This is a genomic window from Maribacter litoralis (assembly GCF_902506355.1).
Lineage (GTDB): Bacteria > Bacteroidota > Bacteroidia > Flavobacteriales > Flavobacteriaceae > Maribacter > Maribacter litoralis.
Genome location: NZ_LR733271.1, coordinates 2,368,041 through 2,393,256, shown reverse-complemented (window position 1 = coordinate 2,393,256; position 25,216 = coordinate 2,368,041). Strand labels below are relative to the sequence as shown.

Annotated in this window: 18 protein-coding genes and 1 tRNA gene; 3 read left to right on the top strand and 16 right to left on the bottom strand. The window is 36.9% G+C overall.

Annotation, left to right across the window (positions count from 1 at the left end; translation table 11 throughout):
- Positions 1–21 precede the first annotated feature (21 nt).
- The 8 genes from EXIGUO8A_RS09980 to EXIGUO8A_RS09945 all read right to left on the bottom strand — a co-directional run bounded on the left by EXIGUO8A_RS09980 (position 22) and on the right by EXIGUO8A_RS09945 (position 11,803).
- Positions 22–1,851, bottom strand: coding sequence for a cytochrome c oxidase subunit I (locus EXIGUO8A_RS09980; protein ID WP_159303014.1), 1,830 nt, complete (start codon positions 1,849–1,851; stop codon positions 22–24).
- A 63-nt stretch (positions 1,852–1,914) separates the two neighbouring features.
- A complete protein-coding gene (locus EXIGUO8A_RS09975) occupies positions 1,915–3,018 on the bottom strand; it encodes a cytochrome c oxidase subunit II (RefSeq protein ID WP_159303013.1) in 1,104 nt (367 codons plus the stop codon).
- 36 nt (positions 3,019–3,054) lie between these two features.
- On the bottom strand, positions 3,055–4,389 hold the full coding sequence (locus EXIGUO8A_RS09970; RefSeq protein ID WP_159303012.1) for a quinol:cytochrome C oxidoreductase: 1,335 nt from the start codon (positions 4,387–4,389) through the stop codon (positions 3,055–3,057).
- A gap of 15 nt (positions 4,390–4,404) precedes the next feature.
- Positions 4,405–4,965 carry a c-type cytochrome gene (locus tag EXIGUO8A_RS09965; RefSeq protein WP_159303011.1) on the bottom strand — a complete coding sequence of 187 codons (561 nt, stop codon included), beginning with the start codon at positions 4,963–4,965 and terminating at the stop codon, positions 4,405–4,407.
- 2 nt (positions 4,966–4,967) lie between these two features.
- A complete protein-coding gene (locus tag EXIGUO8A_RS09960) occupies positions 4,968–5,498 on the bottom strand; it encodes a DUF3341 domain-containing protein (protein WP_058103949.1) in 531 nt (176 codons plus the stop codon).
- A 2-nt stretch (positions 5,499–5,500) separates the two neighbouring features.
- Positions 5,501–7,246: an NrfD/PsrC family molybdoenzyme membrane anchor subunit gene (gene nrfD / locus EXIGUO8A_RS09955; RefSeq protein ID WP_159303010.1), complete on the bottom strand. Its 1,746-nt coding sequence runs from the start codon at positions 7,244–7,246 to the stop codon at positions 5,501–5,503.
- A 32-nt stretch (positions 7,247–7,278) separates the two neighbouring features.
- Complete coding sequence (locus tag EXIGUO8A_RS09950) at positions 7,279–10,398, bottom strand: TAT-variant-translocated molybdopterin oxidoreductase (protein WP_159303009.1); 3,120 nt, start codon at positions 10,396–10,398, stop codon at positions 7,279–7,281.
- Between the two features lie 34 nt (positions 10,399–10,432).
- Entirely contained in the window at positions 10,433–11,803 is a 1,371-nt protein-coding gene (locus EXIGUO8A_RS09945) for a c-type cytochrome (RefSeq protein ID WP_159303008.1), read from the bottom strand.
- Positions 11,804–12,035: 232 nt separating this feature from the next.
- Here EXIGUO8A_RS09945 and EXIGUO8A_RS09940 point away from each other — a divergent pair, with 232 nt between their 5' ends.
- On the top strand, positions 12,036–12,407 hold the full coding sequence (locus EXIGUO8A_RS09940) for an SPOR domain-containing protein (protein WP_159303007.1): 372 nt from the start codon (positions 12,036–12,038) through the stop codon (positions 12,405–12,407).
- A gap of 29 nt (positions 12,408–12,436) precedes the next feature.
- Here EXIGUO8A_RS09940 and infB read toward each other — a convergent pair whose 3' ends face one another.
- From infB to rimP, 3 genes are read right to left on the bottom strand one after another with little or no spacing between them, the layout of a single operon-like run.
- Entirely contained in the window at positions 12,437–15,265 is a 2,829-nt protein-coding gene (infB, locus tag EXIGUO8A_RS09935) for a translation initiation factor IF-2 (RefSeq protein ID WP_159303006.1), read from the bottom strand.
- A 42-nt stretch (positions 15,266–15,307) separates the two neighbouring features.
- Complete coding sequence (gene nusA, locus EXIGUO8A_RS09930) at positions 15,308–16,540, bottom strand: transcription termination factor NusA (protein WP_116770302.1); 1,233 nt, start codon at positions 16,538–16,540, stop codon at positions 15,308–15,310.
- Between the two features lie 12 nt (positions 16,541–16,552).
- Complete coding sequence (gene rimP / locus EXIGUO8A_RS09925; protein ID WP_116770301.1) at positions 16,553–17,014, bottom strand: ribosome assembly cofactor RimP; 462 nt, start codon at positions 17,012–17,014, stop codon at positions 16,553–16,555.
- Positions 17,015–17,236: 222 nt separating this feature from the next.
- On the opposite strand from rimP, the gene EXIGUO8A_RS09920 reads away from it, so the two are divergent.
- The gene (locus EXIGUO8A_RS09920; RefSeq protein WP_159303005.1) at positions 17,237–18,559 is read left to right on the top strand and encodes a cation:proton antiporter domain-containing protein; all 1,323 of its coding nucleotides are present in this window, start codon (positions 17,237–17,239) and stop codon (positions 18,557–18,559) included.
- Between the two features lie 28 nt (positions 18,560–18,587).
- Here EXIGUO8A_RS09920 and EXIGUO8A_RS09915 read toward each other — a convergent pair whose 3' ends face one another.
- A complete protein-coding gene (locus tag EXIGUO8A_RS09915; protein WP_159303004.1) occupies positions 18,588–18,920 on the bottom strand; it encodes a hypothetical protein in 333 nt (110 codons plus the stop codon).
- 254 nt (positions 18,921–19,174) lie between these two features.
- Positions 19,175–19,245 (bottom strand) — tRNA-Gln (locus EXIGUO8A_RS09910).
- A gap of 168 nt (positions 19,246–19,413) precedes the next feature.
- Between EXIGUO8A_RS09910 and EXIGUO8A_RS09905 the strand changes: the two genes are divergently transcribed.
- Positions 19,414–22,764 (top strand): glycosyltransferase family 117 protein, encoded by a 3,351-nt coding sequence (locus tag EXIGUO8A_RS09905; RefSeq protein ID WP_159303003.1) that lies wholly within the window; start codon positions 19,414–19,416, stop codon positions 22,762–22,764.
- Between the two features lie 52 nt (positions 22,765–22,816).
- Here the strand turns inward: EXIGUO8A_RS09905 and EXIGUO8A_RS09900 are convergent, their stop codons facing one another.
- The 3 genes from EXIGUO8A_RS09900 to EXIGUO8A_RS09890 form a co-directional block, all read right to left on the bottom strand.
- Positions 22,817–23,113 carry a thioredoxin family protein gene (locus EXIGUO8A_RS09900; RefSeq protein WP_058103959.1) on the bottom strand — a complete coding sequence of 99 codons (297 nt, stop codon included), beginning with the start codon at positions 23,111–23,113 and terminating at the stop codon, positions 22,817–22,819.
- 92 nt (positions 23,114–23,205) lie between these two features.
- Positions 23,206–24,435, bottom strand: a complete 1,230-nt coding sequence (locus EXIGUO8A_RS09895; RefSeq protein ID WP_159303002.1) for a metallophosphoesterase — start codon at positions 24,433–24,435, stop codon at positions 23,206–23,208.
- Positions 24,436–24,493: 58 nt separating this feature from the next.
- Positions 24,494–25,216, bottom strand: a complete 723-nt coding sequence (locus tag EXIGUO8A_RS09890) for a copper homeostasis protein CutC (RefSeq protein WP_159303001.1) — start codon at positions 25,214–25,216, stop codon at positions 24,494–24,496.

The window sequence follows — 25,216 nt, the reverse complement described above, 5'->3', positions numbered from 1 at the left end:
TTAAAAAAATTATAATGTATTTTAATGATTTAACTCTTCTTCATTTTCCTGTAGTGGAATATGCTGAGGCACAAAATCTTGACCAGAGATAATGTACTCTCCGTTCTCGTACACTTTACTATAATCATATGCCCATCTATGAACTTCAGGAATAGGACCATCCCAATTACCATGAACGTGTTTCTGGTCGGTTGTCCACTCTAAAGTATTAGATTTCCATGGATTCTTAGGACCTACTTTACCGTAGAACATGCTATAAATAAAGTTAGCCACGAATACCAACTGAGCAGCTGCTGCAATAATAGCAAAGACTGTCATCAATACTTGAATATCGGTTAATTCATCGAACATTGGAAAAGCCGTATTTTCATAATATCTTCTTGGAACACCAGCCATACCAACAAAGTGCATTGGGAAGAAAACCCCATAGGCACAAACCGCTGTTACCCAAAAGTGAACATAGCCAAGATTTTTATTCATCAACTTTCCTTCAAACATTTTTGGGAACCAATGATAAACACCTGCAAAAAGACCATATAAAGCAGATATACCCATTACCAAGTGGAAGTGAGCTACTACGAAATAGGTATCATGAACATTAATATCCAAGGTACTATCCCCTAGAACAATACCAGTTAAACCACCAGTAATAAAGGTAGATACCAAACCAATTGAAAACAACATTGCCGGATTCAATTGAAGGTTACCCTTCCATAACGTAGTAATATAATTAAATGCTTTTACCGCAGATGGTATTGCAATCAACAATGTAGTAAAGGTAAACACAGATCCTAGGAAAGGATTCATACCTGAAATAAACATGTGGTGACCCCATACAATCGTTGATAAGAATGCAATTGCCATAATAGAGGCAATCATTGCACGATAACCAAAAATTGGCTTTCGGGCATTGGTAGACATTACCTCTGAAGTAATACCTAATGCAGGTAACAATACAATATAAACTTCAGGGTGACCTAAGAACCAAAATAAGTGTTCAAATAAAACCGGTGAACCACCTTGATAATGTAATACTTCACCTTGAATGAAAATATCCGATAAAAAGAAAGATGTTCCAAAACTTCTATCCATTATTAACAATAATGCCGCTGACAATAATACTGGGAAAGAAATTACACCAATAATAGCAGTAATAAAAAATGCCCAAATAGTTAAAGGTAATCTAGTCATAGACATCCCTTTCGTTCTTAGGTTAATTACTGTTACAATGTAATTCAAAGAACCAATTAATGAAGAGGCAATAAATATTGCCATAGACACCAACCATAAAGTCATACCCATACCTGAACCAGGTTGAGCCATTGGTAATGCACTCAACGGTGGATAAATTGTCCAACCTGCTGCAGCTGGACCAGCTTCAACAAACAATGAAATAATCATTATAATACTTGATACGAAGAACATCCAAAAAGATACCATGTTCAAGAAGCCCGATGCCATATCGCGTGCACCAATCTGTAGCGGAATCAAAAGGTTACTAAAAGTACCACTTAACCCTTGGGTAAGTACAAAGAATACCATGATAGTACCATGCATGGTAACCAAGGCAAGATAAACATCAGCATCCATAACTCCTCCAGGAGCCCATTTACCTAATAATGCTTCAAATATTGGAAAAGACTCACCCGGCCAAGCCAATTGCATTCTAAACAATAATGACATTGCAATACCGATGAAACCCATTACCAAAACACCCATTATAAAATATTGCTTCGCAATCATTTTATGGTCTTGGCTAAAGATATACTTTGTTACAAAAGTTTCTTTATGATGATGTCCATGATCGTCGTGTGCGTGATCATCTACATGTGCATGTGCTGTTGCTGACATAATCGAAATCTTATTTTTTATTAATTTTCTTTAAATAGCTAAAAATGAATTGAGAATAAAAGATTACTCTCCTACTGTTACTGCGCTTAATGAGTGTACCTCTGGGCTACTTTCATCTTTCATTACTGTTTCAGCAAATGTAGACTGACTCTTCATCCATTCATTATATTCCTCTTCGGTCTCCACTATAATTTTCATTTGCATGTTATAGTGAGATTTACCACATATTTTATTACATAGCAATATGTAATCGAATTGCCATGGATCTAAAGCCTCTTCGCCAGAAGCTGATTTCTCAGCTCTAATTTTATTGGTTCTTTTAACTTTATCCATAACATCTGGATTAGTTCTCATTTCTTCAGTAGTATATATTGGAGTAAATGAAAACTCAGTTATCATACCTGGCACACAGTTCATTTGTGCTCTAAAATGTGGCATATAAGCTGAATGCAATACATCTTGAGATCGCATTTTAAAGTTTACTTTTCTACCGACTGGTAAATGCAATTCATTAACGATAACATCATCATGTGCATAAGTATCGGCTTCATCCAAACCTAGGATATTTGCTTTGTCGATATCTATCATTCTAACATTTGCTCCACCTAGTACGTTATCATCACCGCCATATCTAGCAGACCATTTAAACTGTTGAGCATATAATTCAACAATTAATGGATCATCTTCATCATTTACATCCATAATTGTTGTCCAAGTATAAAGACCCCATAAGATAAGTCCAGCTAATACAATTACCGGAATAATTGTCCAGATAAACTCTAAACGATCATTATCGGCATAGAACAATGCTTTCTGCCCTTCTTTACCTGCGTACTTATAACCAAAATAATGAAGCAACGCCTGTGTTATGGTCTGAACGATAAATATGATAATGAAAGAAACCAACATTAAGTTGTCATATTCTTCACCATGTGCAGAACCCGCTTCAGGTAATAAGAACTTACCGTACTTCCAAAAACTGAAAATGGTAATTCCGTAAATGAAAACCAAGAATCCAAATAACATGTAACCGTTATTCTTATTATCAGCATCAGTAGCTATCTCGTACTTACTAGTTTTAAGCTGTGATAATTCGAAGATTTTAGTCAACTGCCAAATGGCAATCGCTACAAGAACAAGAACAGCTAAAGTCAATAATGTCGTCATCGTATATATAAATGTTATACTTTACTTACTAATCTATTAATAGTGAAAGTTTCTACTTTCTTCAATAAATGGATTTCTTTTTGGTTGCAAAGGTGCCGTTGATAGTGCTCTGAATACCCAGAATATGAAGAACCCAGCGAAAAACATTACAGAACCTATTTCAGGGATACCAATGTACCAATTTTCACCAACCGTTGAAGGCATAATGGCGTTAAAGATATCCATATAATGACCTGCCAATATTACAATACCCGTTAATACAACAAACCAGTTTATTCTCTTATAATCACTATTCATCAGTAATAATACCGGAAACAAAAAGTTCATGGCAACCATACCAAAGAATGGAAGTTTATAGTCAGCTATTCTAGTTACATAATAAGTAACCTCTTCCGGTATGTTAGAATACCATATCAACATGAACTGTGAGAACCAAAGATATGTCCAAAAGATGCTGATACCGAACATAAATTTCGCTAAATCATGAATATGACTATCGTTAACATCTGGCAAAAGTCCTTTAGACTTTAAATAAATAGTTACCATAGCGATAACTGTTATACCAGATACGAACATACTCGCAAATATATACCAACCGAACAAAGTACTAAACCAGTGTGGTTCTACACTCATGATCCAGTCCCAAGACATGATTGATTCAGAAATTAGATAGAAAACCAAGAAAGCTGCAGATATTCTGAAATTCAATTTAAAATTAGAATTATCATCAGAATCATCTTGAGCTAAAGATAATCTTCTAGAGTATTCTCTATACCCAATCCAACCTGCTAAAAAGATAGCAGCTCTTATTAAGAAGAAAGTTGGGTTTAAATAACCAGCTTTACCTTGTAACAAATGATCATGCGCAACAACATCGGCATCCATCCATATAAATAAATGGTTCATATGCAAAACAGATAGCAACAGTATTACAAACACTATAATTCCACCAGGAACAAGATAAGCAGTTATACCTTCCATTACTCTAAATAATAATGGTGACCAACCCGCTTGTGCCGCTCTTTGTATTGCATAAAATGCTAATACACCAAGAGATATCATCATAAAAAAGAAAGCCGCCACATAAAGCGCAGACCAAGGTCTATTCTTTAACTGATCCAACAAATGTTGATCATGAGAAGCATCGTGACTTTCACCATGACTATCTGCAACAGCATGATCATTCTCATTAGTTGCGTGTTCTGCTTCAGCTCCATGCGCATCACCATGACCTTCATCATGACTTGCTACCATTTCTTTCGCTTCTGCTATAGTTCCAGGAGCCATAACAAATCCGCCGATAATTCCTAATGCACCTACTATCATTAGAACTATGGAAGCTATTTTTAGTCTATTTGAAAACGTATACATAGTATTGCTTACCTATTATTTGGTTAAATCTTGTTTCAATTTCATTACATATTCCGACACTTGCCACATCTCTTCGGTATTCATTTGAGAAGCATAAGACCCCATCGAATTCAATCCGTAATGAATTGTGTAATACGCAGATCCAACAGTCAAGTTCCTTACCGGGTCGGCATAACTTGGAACACCTAATATTTTTTCTCTTTTTACAAGTGTACCTTGCCCATCTCCTTTATCACCATGACAGATAGCACAATATATTGTATATAACTGACCTCCTTTTGCCAAATTAGTTTCTACGTTCATAGAATCTAATGGACTAGATTGCAATCTAGCCAATTCTTTACCCTCAGGAGAATTTTCTATTTCATAAGGCAACCAACCTCTATTAATCGTATTCGCCGGTGGCAATAAAGCTTCGGACTGGTTTGGTAAAAAATCTGCCTCACTATAAGCCTCATAACCTACGGACTCATACATATTAGGCATATACTGATAATTAGGAACACTATCGTCTTGGCAAGAAGTTGCCACAATAGCTACACCGAATATTAATGCTAATTTCTTAAAACTGTTCATATTTAATGACTGTTTTTTTCTGATATACTAATTTCTACTGCACCAGTATTCATTAATAAATCTCTTAATTCTTGCTCGTTGTCATGGATTTCGATCTCCATTAAAAAATGATCATCCGTTGTTCTTACATCAGGATTTTCAGCTTCTTTAAAAGGCCACAATCTACTTCTTAGGTAAAAAGTAATTACCATAAGGTGTGCAGCAAAGAAAACCGTTAATTCAAACATAATAGGAACAAAAGCCGGCATATTCTCTAGATAGCTAAAACTTGGTTTACCACCTATATCTTGAGGCCAATCTTCGATCATGATAAAGTTCATCATTAAAACCGCAACCGTTAAACCTACACAGCCATATAAAAAAGCCGTAATAGCGATTCTAGTAGGAGCTAAACCCATAGCCTTATCAAGTCCGTGAACCGGAAAAGGACAATAAACCTCTTCAATATGAAGCTTTGCCGCTTTAACCTTTTTAACGGCAAGCATTAGCACATCATCATCGTCGTAAAAAGCATGTATAACTTTAGATGCCATATTTATCTTTTGTTATTTAATAATATTGATGCTTGTCCTGCCCAGTCATCACGTTGTGCTCTACCTGGGAAAGAACCTGTTATAGAATCTAATAAATTATACTCACTTTCGGTCATTCTAGCGACTTGAGCAAATGTATAAATTCCTATCTCGTTCAAAGTAGCCTCCATTTGAGGTCCTATACCTTTAACTTTCTTCAAATCATCAGCCTCTTGTGTTGCAGGATCAAACGTACCCACAGCACTCAATAAATCAGAGACTCCAACTTTATCACCTACAGAAGGTACAACCTCACCCATAACTACATCGTCGGTAATAGGTTCTTTTATTTTAACTTGTGTTGTTGAAATTTGATATAAAGGCTTACCTGCATCTCTTAAAACCTTGTATTTTTCTCCTGATGATTTCAAAATAGATTTCACCTCTGCCTGAGCAATTACAGGGAACGTTCTAGAATATAATAAGAACAATACAAAGAAGAAACCGATAGTACCAATAAAGATACCAATATCAACGAAAGTTGGAGAGAACATTGTCCATGATGATGGAAGATAATCTCTGTGCAATGATGTTACTATAATTACAAATCTTTCGAACCACATTCCAATGTTTACAACAATTGAAATGAAGAAAGAGAACATAATACTAGTTCTTAATTTCTTGAACCACATAAACTGCGGAGAGAATACATTACAAGTCATCATTGACCAATATGCCCACCAGTAAGGTCCGGTTGCTCTATTTAAAAACGCATACTGTTCGTATTCAACACCTGAATACCATGCCATAAACAACTCAGTAATGTAAGCACAACCAACTATTGAACCCGTTAACATTATAACGATGTTCATTAACTCTATGTGTTGAACTGTAATATAATTTTCTAAGTGACACACTTTTCTCATGATAATCAACAGCGTGTTTACCATTGCGAAACCAGAGAAAATTGCACCCGCAACGAAGTACGGAGGGAATATAGTTGTATGCCAACCTGGTATTACCGAAGTAGCAAAGTCAAAAGATACGATGGTATGTACAGAAAGTACAAGTGGAGTTGCAAGACCTGCAAGTACTAAAGATACCTCTTCAAATCGTTGCCAATCTTTAGCACGACCACTCCATCCAAAACTTAACAGACTGTATATTTTCTTCTGGAAAGGCAACACCGCTCTATCACGAATCATTGCGAAATCAGGAAGAAGACCTGTCCACCAGAATACCAATGAAACAGATAAATATGTTGATATTGCAAATACATCCCAAAGAAGTGGAGAGTTGAAGTTTACCCATAACGAACCAAATTGATTCGGAATAGGAAGTACCCAGTATGCCAACCATGGACGACCCATGTGGATAATTGGAAACAACCCTGCTTGAACAACCGAGAAAATAGTCATTGCCTCAGCAGAACGGTTAATCGCCATTCTCCATTTTTGACGGAACAATAATAGTACCGCAGAAATAAGAGTTCCGGCATGACCGATACCTACCCACCAAACGAAGTTGGTAATATCCCAAGCCCAGTTTACAGATTTGTTAAGACCCCAAGTACCGATACCGGTAGAGACCGTATAAATAATACAACCTACTCCCCAAAGAAATGCCACTAAGGCAATGGAAAAAACTATCCACCAGTGCTTGTTAGCTCTGCCTTCCACAGGAGCAGCTATATCCACAGTTACATCGTGGTAGCCTTTGTCTCCAGTTACTAGGGGTTTACGTATAGGTGCTTCGTAATGCGACGCCATAGACTTTTGTTATAATTACTTTCTACTATTGTTTATGCTTCATTGGTGTTTCTAACCTTAACGTGATAGAAAACATTTGGTTGAGTACCTACATGCTCCAATAAATGATACATACGGTCACTCTTTTTTAATTCTGATACTTTACTCTTCTCATCGTTCACATCACCAAATACTATGGCACCATTACTACATGCAGAAGAACAAGCTGTTTGGAATTCTCCATCCTCAATAACACGACCATCTCTTTTAGCATCCAAAATAGTCTTTTGTGTTTTTTGAATACACATAGAACATTTTTCAATAACACCTCTAGAACGAACATTAACATCTGGGTTCAATACCATTTTACCCAAATCATTGTTCATATGGAAATCAAATTCGTCGTTGTTGTTATATAAGAACCAATTAAATCTACGTACTTTATAAGGACAGTTGTTTGCACAATATCTAGTACCAACACATCTGTTATAAGCCATTTGATTCTGACCTTGCCTACCATGTGAAGTTGCCGCAACAGGACATACAGTTTCACAAGGTGCATGATTACAGTGCTGACACATTACCGGCTGAAAAGCAACCTGAGGATTAGCAGAAGGATCTTCTAACTCACCAAAGCCTCCTAATGAACCATTGTCGCCAGACAAGCCATCAAATCCATCTTTTTTGGCATTATCGCCTTCAAAAGTTTCTTCTGAAGAATAATATCTATCAATACGCAACCAGTGCATATCTCTTGATTTTCTAACTTCGGCTTTACCTACTACAGGCACATTATTCTCTGCATGACAAGCAATAACACAAGACCCACAACCAGTACAAGCATTTAAATCGATAGACATATTAAAATGATGTCCGATACTACGATCAAAGCTATCCCACAAATCAACAGATGTTGCAGGTACTTCTTGGTGATCCAATGATACTACCGGCACTTCATTCCACTCGGCATGATCCTTTGTATTGAATATCTCTAAAGTAGTTTCTTTAATGATATCACCTCTACCCATTAGGGTTTTATGCAATTGAATACAAGCAAACTCATGATTACCTGCAACTTTCTCTACACTTACAGATTGTATGTTACTAAAACCATCATATAATTTGAAGGCATTAACACCTGTTTGCATATCCTCTTTCAAACCTACAGTTTTACCATAACCGAAAGAAAGACCAACCGTTCCTTTTGCCTGTCCTGGCTGAACAACAACAGGAACTTTATCAAGACTAACACCGTTAACGGTAAGCTTTACATAGCTACCATCCATACCGCCGTTAGCAACATTTACATTCTCAACACCCAATTCAGCAGCATCTGCTTTTGAAACGGTAACGTAGTTATCCCAAGAAACCCTTGTAATTGGATCAGGAAACTCTTGCAACCAAGGGTTACTTGCCTGCTGACCATCACCCATACCAACTTTAGAGTAAAGCGTAAGCTCCATACCCTCACTAGTAGTATTAGCCAAACTACGTACAGCGGATGCCAATGAGGTGTTAGACACCACCTCTACATCATCTTCTGCAATACTAACATTCTGAACAGCACCCTCAACACCAACAACCATCGTATCGGCACTAAAAACACCATCTTGCAATGCTTGGTTCCAACTTGCACCGTTAAGCACACTTGAAGTCCAAGTTTCTTTTATATAATCATAATACGTCTGCTCGCTTCCCAGTAATTCTAAAATCACTGACTGAAACTGCTTAGTATCGAATAATTCTTTAATTGTAGGCTGCATTAAACTGAAATGACCTTTCTTAACCTGAAGATCACCCCAAGACTCTAAATAATGATTAGAAGCACCAACGTACTGTACAGCCTCTGTAGTTTCATTCCAATTTGTGGAGAAAGCTACACTAAGATCAACTTTAGTAAGACCTTCTTTAAAATCTTCAGCATTTGGAAGAGAATACATTGGATTAACTCCGTCTATTAACAAAGCTCCCACTCTACCCGCTTTCATATCTGAAATTAAGGCATTTACAGCCTTAACACTACCTTTTCTTATATATTTAGGAGCCGAAGCGTCGTACGCTTTACTACCCAACATTTCATTGATAGCCAATACTACCGACTGTGCGTTAACATCATCCAAACCAGTTACAACAACAGCATTTGAACCTGCCTTCTTAATTTCAGCAGCAATAGAATCAACTAAAGCATCATATTCAGATGTATTACCGCCAACAGAAGTTCCATTTAACTTACCGTACAGCTTAGCTAAAACAACTTTCTGAACACTTGGTTTCATAGCTACACGCTTATCAGCGTTTGCACCTGTCAAAGACATATTTGCCTCTACCTGTATATGCCTAGACATTTTACCGTTCGTTGGAACTCTACCTCTAGAATAGGCCGCATCATATCCTCCTCCTTGCCAATCTGCAATAAAGTCCGCACCGAAAGAAACAATTACTTCAGCTTTTTCAAAGTCATAATCAGCTAAAGCTCTCTCACCATACTTATTTTCAAAAGCAGTTAAAGCCGCATCTTCAGAAATCGCATCATAAGTAACATGAACTACATTTTCATTTGCCGCCACCAAATCCGACATTAAACGATCCGTTGATGGACTAGCGTAAGTCTGAGTCAACACAGCAATTTTCTTAGAAGAGCCTTTTAATGCACCCAGCTTAGATTTCACCGTAGCTTTTAAGACATCCCACTCAACAGGTTCGCCGTTTGCCAAAGGCCCTTGCAATCTGGTACTATCATATAGAGAAAGTACAGAACCTTGAACTCTAGCATTTGCCGTACCACCTATTTTAGCCAAAGTGTTATTCTCAACTTTAATAGGACGACCTTCGCGTGTTTTTATCAATATACTTGCAAAATCAAAACCATTTGCGATTGTTGTTGCATAATAATTAGCAACCCCAGGAACTATATTTTCTGGCAAAACCACATAAGGAATAGATTTTACAACCGGTCCTTCACATGCCGCCAAAGAAGCTGCTGCGGTACTAAACCCAACATACTTTAAAAAATCTCTACGATTTGTATTTGTAGAAGACAATGTTTCCTTATCACCCAAGAAATCATCAACAGGAATCTGCTCCACAAATTCATTCTGCTTAAGCGCCTCAACAATGGAATCGTTAGGATTTAACTCCGCTTCGTTCTTCCAATACTTTTTGTTTGATGCCATACGTATTATCTGTAATTAGCTTCTTAAATTATTATTAATAGTGACACTTACCACATTCCAGACCACCTAACTGTGCTGCTGTTAAATTCTCCACACCGTACTTTTTAGAAAGCTCAGCATGAATTTTCTCATAGTACTCATTGCCTTCGACCTTAACATTGGTCTCTCTATGACAATCAATACACCAACCCATAGTTAATGGAGAATACTGATACATAATTTCCATTTCCTCTACAGGACCGTGACAAGTTTGACACTCAACCCCAGCAACCGAAACGTGTTGTGAGTGATTAAAATAAGCGAAATCAGGTAAGTTATGAATACGAACCCATTCTACTGGTTGACTTTCACCTGTATACTTTTGGTTTTGCTCATCCCAGCCAACCGCTTTATACAACTTCTTTATCTCACCAGTGTAAAAATCATTAGTATAACCGTTCTCCAAATCTTCTTGAGATGGACCTTCTGGATTACCCGTATACTCATAAATTGATTTATGACAATTCATACAAACGTTCAACGAAGGAATTCCAGATGTCTTTGAAACCCTTGCAGAAGAGTGACAATATTTACATTCTATCTTATTATCACCTGCGTGGATCTTATGCGAATAATGAATTGGCTGTATTGGAGCATACCCTTGGTCAACTCCCACCTGCATCATCCAACCATAAGCAAAATAAGCACTACCCAATAACAATATTATTGCGGTCACCAGAACCAAAAATTGATTTTGCGCAAAAGCTTTCCAAATAGGCGTTCTTTTAGCAGCATCCGCTTTTTCAACTACAATTCCGTTTGCTTGCGCTATACGTTGCAAAGTTTTATTTACCAACAACAACATTACAACCAACAAACCAAATACAAGCACTAACGCCCCAAGAATGATTTCATTGGAAATACCTGATGAATTCGCCGATCCACCAGCAGCGGTTTCAGCACTTCCAGCAGCAGCGGCAGGCGCAGCAGGTGGCGGTGCAGCCGTGTAAGCCAAAATATCATCAATATCACTATTGGACAATGTAGGAAAAGCGGTCATCGCAGCTTGGTTATACTCAGCATACACTTTGTTAGCATAAGCATCACCTGACTTGATAACACCTGGACTATTTTTAATCCAAGCATACAACCACTCCCTATCTAAACCTTCTTCTTCACTTAACCTGCTTTCCACATTCTGTAACGCAGGACCGGTCATTTTACGATTTAACGCATGACAAGCGGCACAGTTCTGGTTGAACAAAGCTTTACCTTTTTTAGCATCTCCACTACCCTCGGCTTCAGTAGCCGCAGGTTCAGCAGCAGAATCATCCTGCGCTATTGACGGACTTGCAAAAAACAAAAATGCAATTAGGGATAAACCTAAAATTTTAGAAAACTGATTTCGGTTTGGAACCTTTTTCATATATCGAATATTTCTATCGGAATCTTGGCATGATTTTGGTCATAGATGAAACCAAATTAAAATCCACCAAATGCCTAAATCGGAGACAAAAATACGACATAGACTTTATTTGAAAAATGTTAATGTATCTATAATTTATAATTTAGAAATGTTCTAAATAAACATTGATTTATTTGTTTGAACCTTAATAATTTACTTTTGCAATGAAGGAAAATAAAACCCTAAAAAAATCATGAAAATACTAAGTACCCTCGTAATTTTTACATGTATTACTCATTTTACCTACGCACAAGGTGCTAAAGTGACTATACAGCAAGATCAAAAAATAGACGAACTGTTAGAAGTTTATAAAACTTCTTTAAGTAATAATGAATACTATAGAATTCAGGTTGGCTTTGGTAATTACGCAAAAGCAAAAGAAATTAAAGCAAATGTAGAAGAAGACTTCCCTGATCTAGTTTCAAAAATAGATTTCGACTCACCAACATACCGTGTTAGAGTTGGCAGGTTTACTTCGAAATTAGACGCCGAGCGAAAATTTAATGAGGTAAGGGTCAAATACCCTAATGCGATGTTATTAAAACCAAAAAAATCGACCAAATAGGTCGATTTTTTTTTTGCTTTAGATATTATTTATTTGGATTTCAACTTCTTCTTAACAGCAACCTCTTGGAAAGCCTCAACAATATCACCCTCATTGATATCATTGTAATTCTTAATCTGAAGTCCACAATCGTAACCCTTAGCAACTTCTCTAACATCATCTTTAAAACGTTTTAAAGAAGATAATGTTCCTGTGTAAATTACTACACCGTCACGTATCAATCTAATATTAGAATTTCTAAAGATTTTACCACTAGTTACCATACATCCGGCAATAGTACCCACCTTCGAGATTTTAAATGTCTCTCTAATTTCAGCAGTACCAGAAATCTCCTCTTTCATTTCAGGCGATAACATACCCTCCATTGCATCTTTAAGATCATTGATCGCAGAGTAAATAATGGAATACATACGGATATCTATTTCCTCTTTCTCGGCAATTGCTTTGGCATTACCCATCGGTCTTACATTAAAACCAATAATTACCGCATCTGACGCAGAAGCTAACAACACATCCGATTCCGTAATAGGACCAACTGCTTTATGTATAATATTAACTTGAATTTCATCAGTAGACAATTTCTGGAAAGAATCGGTAAGTGCTTCAACAGAACCATCAACATCACCTTTAAGTATAATGTTAAGTTCTTTGAAATCACCTAACGCAATTCTACGTCCAATTTCATCTAAAGTAATATGACGCTGCGTTCTTACAGATTGCTCACGTTGTAATTGAGATCTTCTTGAAGCTATTTGTTTTGCCTCACGCTCATCTTCCAATACATAGAACTTATCACCCGCTTGCGAAGCACCATCAAGACCTAATATCGATATTGGAGTAGACGGACCGGCGGACTTAATATTATTACCCCTTTCATCTTGCATAGCTTTTATCTTACCACTAGTGGTACCGGCCAATACATAATCTCCAATTTTAAGTGTACCAGATTGCACCAACACAGTAGATACATAACCTTTTCCTTTATCAAGGAAAGCCTCCACAACCGTACCGGTAGCAAGTTTATCTGGATTTGCCTTCAGCTCCAATAATTCTGCTTCAAGCAATACTTTTTCTAATAATTCTTTTACACCCAAACCAGTTTTAGCAGAAATATCATGTGATTGTATTTTACCACCCCAATCTTCTACCAATAAGTTCATTTGCGCTAAACCTTCCTTAATTTTATCAGGATTAGCTGTTGGCTTATCTACTTTGTTTATTGCAAAAATGATAGGAACCCCAGCTGCCTGAGCATGACTAATCGCTTCCTTCGTTTGTGGCATAATATCATCATCAGCCGCTACAACGATAATAGCAATATCAGTCACTTGAGCACCTCTTGCACGCATCGCGGTAAACGCCTCGTGACCTGGTGTATCCAAGAAAGCTATACGCTCTCCGTTCTCCAAAGAAACACCATATGCACCAATGTGTTGCGTAATACCACCACTTTCACCGGCAATTACATTTTCCTTACGGATGTAATCCAACAATGAAGTTTTACCATGATCCACGTGACCCATTACGGTTACGATAGGAGCTCTGTGCTCTAAATCTTCAGGAGCATCCTCCTCCTCAACAATACTTTCTTCAATATCTGCAGTAACGAAATCTACTTCGTAACCAAATTCTTCAGCAACGATAGACAATGTTTCGGCGTCTAAACGCTGGTTCATGGTCACCATAATACCTAAAGACATACAAGCCGAAATAATCTCGGTCGTAGAAACCCCCATCATGGTAGCAACCTCGCTTGCCGTAACAAACTCGGTAACCTTAAGAATTTTGTTCTCTAATTCTTGTTTCTCTAGATCTTTCTCCGTCTGCTCACGGTGCTGATCTCTTTTACTTCTTCTATATTTAGCACCCTTACCCTTTTTAGATTTACCCTGAAGTTTTTCTAAGGTCTCACGTACTTGCTTTTGAACATCTTCTTCGGTAGGCTCTACTTTTGCAACTGGCGCAAATCTACCTCTACCTTTATTTCTATCACCTGGTTTTCCAGTGTTTCTATTTTGACCCGGACCAGAAGGATTTTTTGTAACAATTCTTCTACGTCTCTTTTTACGATCGGTATTTGATTTATCTGAAGCCTTTTTTTCTTCTTTTTTCTTCTTAGGCTTCTCAAACTTACTTAGGTCAATTTTTTCACCTGCAATTTTAGGACCCGATAATTTTTGATATTGAGTCTCTATTGTTTTTGGTGCTTCATTCTCTGGATTAGATTCCGTTTCAGCAGCTTTAGCCTCCTCTTTCTTAGGCTCTTCTTTTTTAGGCTTTTCAGCTTTTGGAGCCTCAACTTTAGGTGTTTCTTTCTTGTCCTCTGTTTTTTGCACAGGCTGAGACACTATTTTAGGTCCTTTAAGAACAACTTTTCTAGTTTCTTTAACCTCTGCCTTTGGCTCAGCTTTTTCTTCAACCTTAGAAGCAACCTTTTCTTCAGACTTAGGAGTTTCCTTCACAGGTTCTTCCTCTTCCTTTTTCTTTGGATTAAGGTCAATTTTTCCGACCATTTTAGGACCGGTCAACTCTACTTTGCCAACCAAAGTTTTGTCTTCAGCTTCAGAATTTCTTCGCTCACGGGCCAAGCGACGATCTTCCTGTTCTTTTTCCAATTGAACTCGAATTGCCTCCTTCTCCTTACGTTTTTCCTCTCCAACTTCCTTAGATGCAACCTTTTTACTCTTATCCGTTTGGAACTCGTCAAGTAAAACCTGATAAACATCATCGGAAATTTTAGTGGTAGGCCTCGCTTCCACATCATGCCCTTTCCCATTAAGAAAGTCCACTGCCCTGTCCAAGGAAATATTAAGTTCACGAAGAACTTTATTAAGCCTTATTTTCGCATTGTCTGCCATAAATACTGATTCCCGTTCTTTTATTTAAGTGCTAATATATAGCTAATCTTCTAATTCTTCTTTTAGGATACGCACAACTTCTAAAATTGTTTCCTCTTCTAAATCTGTACGTTTCACTAAATCGTCAACATCTTGCTCTAAGACGCTACGAGCTGTATCGAATCCAATTTTCTTGAATTCATCTATAATCCATGCATCGATTTCATCAGAGAACTCTGTTAATTCAACATCTTCCTCTACACCTTCACGGAACACATCTATTTCATAACCAGTTAATTGACCAGCTAATCTAATGTTATGACCACCTCTACCAATTGCCTTAGAAACCTCTTCAGGTTTCAAGTACACCTGGGCAGTCATTTTCTCATCGTTCAATTTCACCGAAGAAACCCTAGCCGGACTCAATGCCCTAGTAACCAACAACTGTGGATTTGCCGTCCAGTTAATCACATCAATATTCTCATTACCCAATTCACGAACAATACCATGAATTCTTGACCCTTTCATACCTACACAGGCACCTACAGGATCAATACGATCGTCATAAGAATCAACAGCTACCTTAGCCTTTTCCCCTGGTATTCTAACAGCTTTCTTAACCGTAATCAAACCATCAAAAACCTCTGGTATTTCTTGGAAGAACAATTGCTCCAAGAATTTAGGCGAGCTTCTAGACATTATAATGGTCGGTTTTGCTCCTTTCAATTCTACACTTTCAATAACACCCCTAACATTATCACCTTTACGGAAGAAATCTGAAGGAATCTGTCTGTCTTTAGGCAAAATGATTTCATTACCTTCATCATCAAGCAAAATTATGGCCTTATGACGAATATGGTGCACCTCTGCAGTATATATTTCACCCTCTAAGTCCTTAAAGTGCTTGTAGATGGTTGTATTATCATGCTCATGGATTTTAGAAATCAAATTTTGACGCAATGCCAAAATAGCCCTTCTACCCAGGTCAATTAACTTTACTTCTTCAGATACATCTTCACCAACTTCAAAATCTGGCTCAATTTTACGAGCAGCGGACAATGAAATCTCCTCATTTGGCTCTTCAACCTCTCCATCATTTACAACGACACGGTTTCTCCAAATTTCCAAATCACCTTTATCTGGGTTAATAATGATATCAAAGTTATCATCTGAACCAAATTTCTTTTTCAGCGCATTTCTAAAAACATCTTCCAAAATGGCCATCAATGTTACCCTGTCTATGAACTTATCGTCCTTAAACTCTGAGAAAGATTCAATTAACGCAATATTTTCCATTGGTAATTACAATTAAAATTTTAATACAACTTTTGCTTTAATAATATCTGAAAAATTTACTTCTTCTTTTTTCTGAACGGTCACTTTCCCCTTACCTATTGGCTTAGGCTCCCTAGCTTTCCATTCCAAAACAATAGAATCATCATTTACTGCGGTCAAATTTCCCTCAAACTTATTATCGTTTGTGCGAACTTCAAGTTTTCTACCAACATTTTTTAAATATTGACGAGGCATAACCAAAGGTGCAGCTGCACCAGCAGAAGCAACCTCTAGGGAAAAATCGTGTTCATCACGGTCTAAATTATGCTCGATCGCCCTACTGATTTTTATACAATCACTGACCGTAACCCCATGGTCACCGTCTATTACCACATGAATGCTATTATCAGCACCCATTGTGAAATCGATTAAAAATAGGGAGGGATCTTCTTGAAGACCTTGTTCCAATAATTCTTTTACTTTTTCCTTTAGCATAAATAATAAGTAATAAAAGAGGGGACTAATTGTCCCCTCATGAATACTTTTATATCCTTTCAGCTTTGCAAATATACAACAAAATTAATTTCCTACAATACCACACCAACACCTAATTCATTCATTTTGAAAACAATTATATAAAATAATAAATCTTGTTTCAATTATAGCTTTTTAGAAAAAATCTTATTTTTAACAGAACACCAACCAAAATAACCCTTCATGGAAATTCTATCCTCGTACAACCTAATTATTGGAGCATCTTTAATTGTAGTTTTGTCATTCTTTTTTAACGGCATCTCAAAGAAGACAAATATTCCGGCAGTATTAATGCTCATTGTACTGGGCATACTCATTAAAATAGGTCTTGAATTCTTTATTCCAGAAATACCAGATTTTAAAGGTTCTTTAGAAATTCTAGGGACCGTTGGTTTAATAATGATCGTTCTTGAAGCTGCTTTAGAATTAGAACTAAAAAGAGAAAAGCTGATCCCTATTCTTAAATCAATGGCTATCGCTTTAATAGGTTTAGTAGGGTCTGCTTATGTTGCCGCATTAATACTATATCAATTTATACCCAACATGACGATGCAGTCTGCCTGGCTCTACGCTACTCCATTATCAATACTTTCCAGTGCGATCATAATTCCGAGTGTTAGTGGTTTAAGTGAGGAAAAGAAGGAATTCCATATTTATGAAAGCACCTTTTCTGACATTATGGGGATTATGATGTTTTACTTCTTAACGGGGAAATTAAACCCGGCAGAAGACACCGGCGCAAGCGGATTTGCTTTAAACCTACTACTCACTGTTGTAATAGCCCTTGTTGCCAGCTATGCCATTATATTAGTGTTTCAAAAAATCAAAAGTCAGGCAAAATTATTTCTACTTATAGCAGTTCTTCTTCTACTTTATGCTATTGGTAAAAAGATGCATTTATCTTCTTTAATCATTATACTCGTTTTCGGATTGATCGTAAAAAATGTGAATTTATTTTTTCCGGGTAAAACAAAAATCTTTCTAGAATCTGAGCGAATGCAACAAATATATCACGAACTACATATTGTAACCCTTGAAACAGCATTTGTAGTAAGAACGTTTTTCTTTGTCATATTTGGTATCACTATTGTACTATCATCACTGTTAAGCATTAATGTAGCCATTGTCAGTTTACTGATTATAGCATCGATATATGCTATACGCTTCATTATACTAATGATATTTGTAGGTAAAGACATGCTACCTCAATTATTTATAGCACCAAGAGGACTAATTACCGTACTTCTATTTTACGCGATACCCATGGAAGCACAAATTGAGGGCTTTGAATCTGGTATTTTACTCTTTGTTATAATCGCTACAAGCCTTGTTATGACATGGGCTATGATAAAAGACAAACGTAAAATGGGTACACTCTTAGATGAATTGGACGAGGAGATTTTGGAAAGAAATTTAGCTGAAGATGCCGTTCGAGTTTCTAATACTACGTCTTCTACAAGTAATGATGATGAAAATCATCAGACCAATACATTCAAAGAACATTAAGATTAAAGCAAAAAAACACCTATTTCAACTATTGAAGACCAAAAGAAGCATGTTGCTCTTGATGCTCTTCATAAGCTTGAGGCTCTGCATCTTCTAAACTATCGACTTCTTTACGAAAACGAAGTATCATCAATGTATCCAATTGTTGGTCAATACTATCTTTGAGTACTCTCCAGTTAGTGGAGTTCATTTTATTATTGTACTCCATTATTTTATTGAATCGCTCTAAATTATAACGATTCGCCTTCCAAGCATGGGAAGTACTTTCTTCATGCTTAACATCCTGAAGATAGAATCCTATTCCAAATCCAAGCACAACAACAATTAATAATATCTTTAAAACTTTTGGAGAGAGTTTCATAAGGTTAAGTTCTTTAGGGTACTAAAGTATATAATAACGATATCGAAATGGTTTCTTTTCCGATGAATTTGTAACGTTATTAGATTAAATGTACAAAATTACTGACACACAGTTAACCATTTCTTCACATTAACATATGGAAAGTTATATGATCGATCAAATTTCATTCAAATTTATTTTAGAAAAAATGACACAGGTCATAAAAATGAAAAATCCTAATATCGGTTGATATTAGGATTTCATTGTTCTCTTAGTTGGCCCACAAGGACTCGAACCTTGAATGACGGTACCAAAAACCGGAGTGTTACCATTACACCATGGGCCAATACCTATTAAGAGGCTGCAAATTTAAAACAAAGTTTGGTTTCACCAAATATTTTTTACAGTAAAAATTGAAAAAATCTTTATTGCTTCATGTTAAAGGTTTATAAAAATAGTTTATTCCTTTCTATATTAATTAGTAAATTCGCCACTTAGGTTTAACCCAAGCTTCATGTTTTCAAAGAACTACCAAAAGTGGAACACCATACTAGGATGGTCCGTATTTTTTATAGCCCTTATAACGTATTATATTACCGTTGAACCCACAAATAGTTTTTGGGATGCGGGGGAATATATAGCCACAGCTGCCAAGCTGCAGGTTGGTCACCCACCAGGGGCTCCCCTATTGCAAATGATCGGTGCTTTCTTTGCTATGTTCGCATTAGAACCCAATCAAGTAGCTATGATGGTAAATTTAGTGTCTGGTGTATCTAGCGCATTTACCATTTTATTCATGTTCTGGACGATTACTAACATTACCAGAAAATTGATAGACAAAGATGGTCCGTTTACCAATAGTAAGGCCATCGCGGTATTTGGCAGTGCTTTAGTTGGGTCACTTGCCTTTACATATTCAGACAGTTTTTGGTTCAATGCCGTGGAAACAGAGGTTTACGCCATGGCCAGTTTTATAATGGCACTTTTGTTATGGCTAGGTCTTAAATGGACAGATAATTTAGACGACCCTAGAGGAAATAGATGGATCGTTTTAATTTCATTTGTGGTAGGACTTACCTTTGGTATTCAATTTATGGGCTTTTTGGCTATTCCTTCAATTGGTCTGTTATACTATTTTAAAACATACAAAAAAACTACGGTAAAGAATTTTTTACTGGCGAACATTATTGTAATCGCTATATTAATGCTGGTTTATAAATTCTCATTGACCTACGTATTAAAAGTATTTGGATGGGGAGAGGTCTTTTTCATAAACAGCATTGGACTTCCGTTTAATTCGGGGTCTATTATCATTGGCTTATTGTTTATTGCAGCCTTTTACTTAAGCCTAAACTATACTCGCAAAAACAACTACAAAACTGCAAACACCATTGTTTTATGCATGATGTTTCTGTTCTTAGGATTTTCATCATGGCTAATGTTACCAATTCGAGCAAATGCCAAAGTGGTTATCAACGAGAACAATCCGGAAGATGCACGTGCTCTTCTTGCTTACTATAACAGAGAACAATACCCAGGTGTAGACAGCCCTGTTTACGGAACATACTATTCGGATATGTTTGCCGCGCCTGGTGAAGATCAAGATGGCAAGCCTAAATATGAGAAGGACTATACGCTTGGCAAATATATCATAGTAAACAAATACAAAGACGCTATACAAGGCCCCAACCCCAAGCATCAAGGATTGCTACCTAGAATGTGGAGCTCTCAAAATGCAGAGAATTACATGCGTTATTTTGGTGCCTTAGATTTTAGAATCACCCAACCAAACCAAGAATTGAGACAGGCAGCAGAGCAAGTTAAAATAGGTTTTGCAAATGGCGAAATTGGCGCAGATCAATACATAAGTTTTTTAAAGCGTTTTGATGAGTACATCGAAGTACAGCCACCAACATTGTGGGACAACATTGAATACATGATTGAATTTCAGTTCAACTACATGTATTTACGTTACTTTATGTGGAATTTTGTTGGAAAACAGAATGATGTACAAGGACGTTATAATGAGAATGGAAATTGGTTAAGCGGCATCAATTTTATAGACAGCTGGCGCTTAGGAAGTCAAGATAATTTGCCTAGCGACATAAAGAACAATCCTGGTAGAAATACCTATTTCTTTTTACCGTTAATTCTAGGAATAATAGGCATTGTTTTTCAGGTCTCTAAAGACAAGAAGCAATTTTGGGTATTACTAATCTTCTTCTTGTTTACAGGATTGGCAATTCAATTTTACACCAACCCAGGCATTTTTCAACCTCGCGAACGTGATTATTCTCTAGTAGGTTCATTCTACGTATTCGCACTTTGGATAGGAATAGGTGTCTACGGACTATACGACGGATTTAAAGATTGGATTACCCCTAAAATACTAGCACCCGTAGTCGTAGTTGTAACATTACTTGCCGTACCTACAGTAATGGCGGTACAGAATTGGGACGACCACGACAGATCAAATCGTTTTACAGCTAATTCATCTGCAAAGGCATATTTAGATTCTTGTCAAGAAGATGTGGGAGCTATATTATTCACTATTGGTGATAATGATACGTTCCCTATTTGGTATGCCCAAGAAATTGAACATTACAGAACAGATGTTCGTATTGTTTGTACCAGCCTTTTTGAGACAGATTGGTACGTTGACCAAATGAAATCGGCCGCTTACGAGAGTGCACCAATACCTTCACAAATTACACATGAAAAATATAGATGGGGATCTAGAGATGTATTGTACCACCAAGGTATTACAGAAAACAGATGGCCTATTAAAGATTTTATCAATTGGATCGACAGCGACAAACCAAGAACAAAGCTTAAGTATTTATTTGAGCAAAATGGTGCAGATTTAAGCCAATATTCTGAAGATACCCAAAACATAGTTTACTACCCAACCAATAAAATAAGGGTTCCTGTAAGCAAACAAAATGTATTGAGCAGTGGTTTGGTCAAAGAAAAAGATGCCGATTTAATAGTAGATTATATTGATATTGACTTACCAGGTGCCATTACCAAGAAAAGCATGATGATGCTTGACATATTGGCCAATAATGATTGGAAACGTCCATTGTACTTCTCTGGAGGTAGTTTTGACGATGCCGAATATCTTTGGATGAAAGATTACTTGCAATTAGATGGATTGGCTTACAAATTGGTGCCTATTAGAACAGAAAGACCTAATGCTTTTGAACTAGGCCGTATTGATACAGATTTGATGTACGATATTGTTACCGGTTGGGATTGGGGCAACTCTGGCGGAGATATCTACCACGATACACAAACACGCATACAAAGTGTATCGTTCAGAGGTAATTTGGCGCGCTTAACCGAAGCTCTTATCAAGGAAAATAAGATAGACAAGGCAAAGGATATTATTGAAATATCGTTGACCAATATGCCAGTAGACAAGTTTGGTTATTACACTTTAGTAGAACCATTTGTAGATGGATATTACAAGGTAGGCGAAAGCAATAAAGCTCGTGCGCTGTTCGAAAAATTAAAGAAGAAATATCAAGAAAGGTTGGAATATTACGCTTCTACCAGCTTAGACGAACAATACAACAACATTGACGACATCATTGCTGACATGGAAGCTTACAGACGTAATATAGATATCGTAATTACTAATGACAGCGAAGATATTGCCGAAAAAGAAACATTGATATTCAATGAGTATATCGATAAGTTCCAGCATTTCTATAAAGATGAAGACGATATGGGCATGCCACAAGATGTACTGGGGTCAGATCCGGATATGATGGATACAATGCCAGTTTCCGATACAATATTACCTGACAATACCAGAACCGATATATTAGAAGATACTATAGATATTTCGGCACAACAATAAGCTTTGGGCGAAAGCCCAAAGTTCTTTTCTTTTAAAATAATAAAGGGTAAAATTATACGTATTCCTTAAGAATACCAATAAGGGTGTTCGCGTCTTGTTCACCGCTTTGGCGCCAAACCATTTCACCTTTCTTGTAGATCATAAGTGTAGGCAAACCTTTAACACGTAAGGCTTGGGAAAGTTCTTTATTCTTGTCCACATCAATTTTTATAACCTTACCTCTATCACCTAAAGCCGCAGCTACATCTCTAAGCACTGGGTGCATTGCAGTTGACTGTTCGTTCCACTCTGCATAAAAATCCAGAAGAACGGGTACCTTTAAATCTATTAGCTCACCAAATTTGGACATATAAAATACTTTTCTATGTTAGCCAAATGTAATAAAAATTGTTAAAATACTACTCTCGGCTGTCTATTTGTAAACCCGTAAAAGGGTTAAAATCATGTTAATGCCTTCTTTTGCAAAGTAATTACCGTAATCTCAGGCCAAATTCCGACCCTACCAGGGTATCCTAAAAAGCCAAAACCTCGATTCACATTTAAAAACTGACCCATTTCCTTGTATATTCCCGCCCAATAAGGGTACCTCCATTTCACAGGACTCCATTTGACCCAACCCGGTATTTCAATACCAAATTGCATACCATGGGTATGCCCACTTAAGGTTAAATGATAATGATAAGCATCCTTAATGACTTCCATTTCCCAATGAGAAGGATCGTGGCTCATTAATATTTTAAAATCGTTCTCTTGTATTTGTGCAGAAGCCTTTTTAAGATCTCCTGCTTTTTTGAATCCGCCTTTACCCCAATTCTCTACACCCACCAAAGCTATTTTATCATCACCTTTTTGCAGGTATCTATGTTCATTGAGCAAAAGATCAAAGCCCATATCTTTCTGCAATTTTTTAAGGTCTTCTAAATTTTGATGTTTTAACTCTTCCGTTTCCCATGGAATGTAATCACCGTAGTCATGATTTCCCAGTACAGAAAACTTACCGTCTTTTGCGTGAAGCGTACTAAAAAGATCTGCCCAAGGCTCCATTTCAGAAGTCATATTATTTACCATATCACCTGTAAAAAGCAAGACATCACTTTTTTGTTTATTGATCAGGCCTACCGCATATTCTATCTTTTTTCGATCATCAAAGCTCCCACTATGAATGTCAGATATTTGGGTAATTTGATACCCATGAAAACTATCGGGTAGATCATCAAATTCCAAGTTATACCGTAACACTTTAAAATTATATTTCCCTTTGTACATGCCGTACAACAAAGCCCCAAAAGGTATCGCGGCAATACCTAATGCCAACAAACTTAAAAATCGTCTGCGTGCCGGTAACCCAAACTGTTTTTCTTCACCATACAGCTTTTGATACAATCCGGAAATAAGGCGATAAATATCCTCCGAAAACAAGAAGATTATAGTGATCAAATTAAAGGTGAGCATGGTCAATAAAAAACCAAAGGCATAACTTTTAGGTATACTTAAAACACGACCCGTTTCTTCACCTACCGTGAATTGATAAATAAAATTAACCATAACAGCCAGCGAAACCGCAATGTAAATCCAAGACCACCAAGGTTGTTTTGAGATAGTCCTTAATGCCTGTAACACATAAAAACTTAAGGCCATGTATGCCAAAACGAAAATAAGCCAACGAATCATGTTATGTTTTTTTTACAAAGATATCTGTATAACAGCGGTATATGCGCTCATTTACATTTTATTTAACCTTGGAAACCACTGCCTCAATATTTTCTAATTGGCTAATCGCTATATGGTCATCGCTCAAAAAACCTTTTGAATTCATAGATATTAATGGTTTAGACGGCAATACCTGCATCATTGCTGTACCTGATAAATGCACTGCATTAAAACCTTTTTCTTTAAACAAATCAACATTACCGGCATTAACTCCAGAACCCGGCATTATTTGTATCGTAGTGCTTTTTGATTTTAGACGAGTTAAAAAATCTAAACCCTTAGGTGCTGAACTTTGTTGTCCAGATGATAAAATGGTATTCACCTGTAAATTTTCTAATTCAAACAATGCTTCAAAAGGATTCACGAGCCAGTCAAATGCCCTATGAAAAGTAAAACTCATATTGCCCGCTGCCAACTTTAGTTTTTTAGTACGATCAACATCCAACGAAAAATCTTTTGAAAGAACTCCCGCTACAATACCAGCAAAACCAAATTCGGCACAAATCTTAATATCCGAAAGCATTATATCCATTTCTGCATCGGTATATGAAAAATTACCACTACGAGGTCTAATAAGTACATGAACAGGTATAGAAATTTGGTCCTTAACCGCTTTTAGTAATCCATAAGAAGGTGTCAACCCACCAACAGCCAACTCCGAACACAGCTCAATACGGTCTGCCCCAGCACGTTCGGCAACCAAGGCAGATTCTAAGGAATTTGCGCAAACTTCTACTATCAT

Excerpts from the sequence above, each read along its gene's own strand:
- EXIGUO8A_RS09980 (WP_159303014.1), bottom strand. The coding sequence starts at position 1,851 with ATGTCAGCAACAGCACATGCACATGTAGATGATCACGCACACGACGAT.
- EXIGUO8A_RS09975 (WP_159303013.1), bottom strand. The coding sequence starts at position 3,018 with ATGACGACATTATTGACTTTAGCTGTTCTTGTTCTTGTAGCGATTGCC.
- EXIGUO8A_RS09970 (WP_159303012.1), bottom strand. The coding sequence starts at position 4,389 with ATGTATACGTTTTCAAATAGACTAAAAATAGCTTCCATAGTTCTAATG.
- EXIGUO8A_RS09965 (WP_159303011.1), bottom strand. The coding sequence starts at position 4,965 with ATGAACAGTTTTAAGAAATTAGCATTAATATTCGGTGTAGCTATTGTG.
- EXIGUO8A_RS09960 (WP_058103949.1), bottom strand. The coding sequence starts at position 5,498 with ATGGCATCTAAAGTTATACATGCTTTTTACGACGATGATGATGTGCTA.
- nrfD (WP_159303010.1), bottom strand. The coding sequence starts at position 7,246 with ATGGCGTCGCATTACGAAGCACCTATACGTAAACCCCTAGTAACTGGA.
- EXIGUO8A_RS09950 (WP_159303009.1), bottom strand. The coding sequence starts at position 10,398 with ATGGCATCAAACAAAAAGTATTGGAAGAACGAAGCGGAGTTAAATCCT.
- EXIGUO8A_RS09945 (WP_159303008.1), bottom strand. The coding sequence starts at position 11,803 with ATGAAAAAGGTTCCAAACCGAAATCAGTTTTCTAAAATTTTAGGTTTA.
- EXIGUO8A_RS09940 (WP_159303007.1), top strand. The coding sequence starts at position 12,036 with ATGAAAATACTAAGTACCCTCGTAATTTTTACATGTATTACTCATTTT.
- infB (WP_159303006.1), bottom strand. The coding sequence starts at position 15,265 with ATGGCAGACAATGCGAAAATAAGGCTTAATAAAGTTCTTCGTGAACTT.
- nusA (WP_116770302.1), bottom strand. The coding sequence starts at position 16,540 with ATGGAAAATATTGCGTTAATTGAATCTTTCTCAGAGTTTAAGGACGAT.
- rimP (WP_116770301.1), bottom strand. The coding sequence starts at position 17,014 with ATGCTAAAGGAAAAAGTAAAAGAATTATTGGAACAAGGTCTTCAAGAA.
- EXIGUO8A_RS09920 (WP_159303005.1), top strand. The coding sequence starts at position 17,237 with ATGGAAATTCTATCCTCGTACAACCTAATTATTGGAGCATCTTTAATT.
- EXIGUO8A_RS09915 (WP_159303004.1), bottom strand. The coding sequence starts at position 18,920 with ATGAAACTCTCTCCAAAAGTTTTAAAGATATTATTAATTGTTGTTGTG.
- EXIGUO8A_RS09905 (WP_159303003.1), top strand. The coding sequence starts at position 19,414 with ATGTTTTCAAAGAACTACCAAAAGTGGAACACCATACTAGGATGGTCC.
- EXIGUO8A_RS09900 (WP_058103959.1), bottom strand. The coding sequence starts at position 23,113 with ATGTCCAAATTTGGTGAGCTAATAGATTTAAAGGTACCCGTTCTTCTG.
- EXIGUO8A_RS09895 (WP_159303002.1), bottom strand. The coding sequence starts at position 24,435 with ATGATTCGTTGGCTTATTTTCGTTTTGGCATACATGGCCTTAAGTTTT.
- EXIGUO8A_RS09890 (WP_159303001.1), bottom strand. The coding sequence starts at position 25,216 with ATGATAGTAGAAGTTTGCGCAAATTCCTTAGAATCTGCCTTGGTTGCC.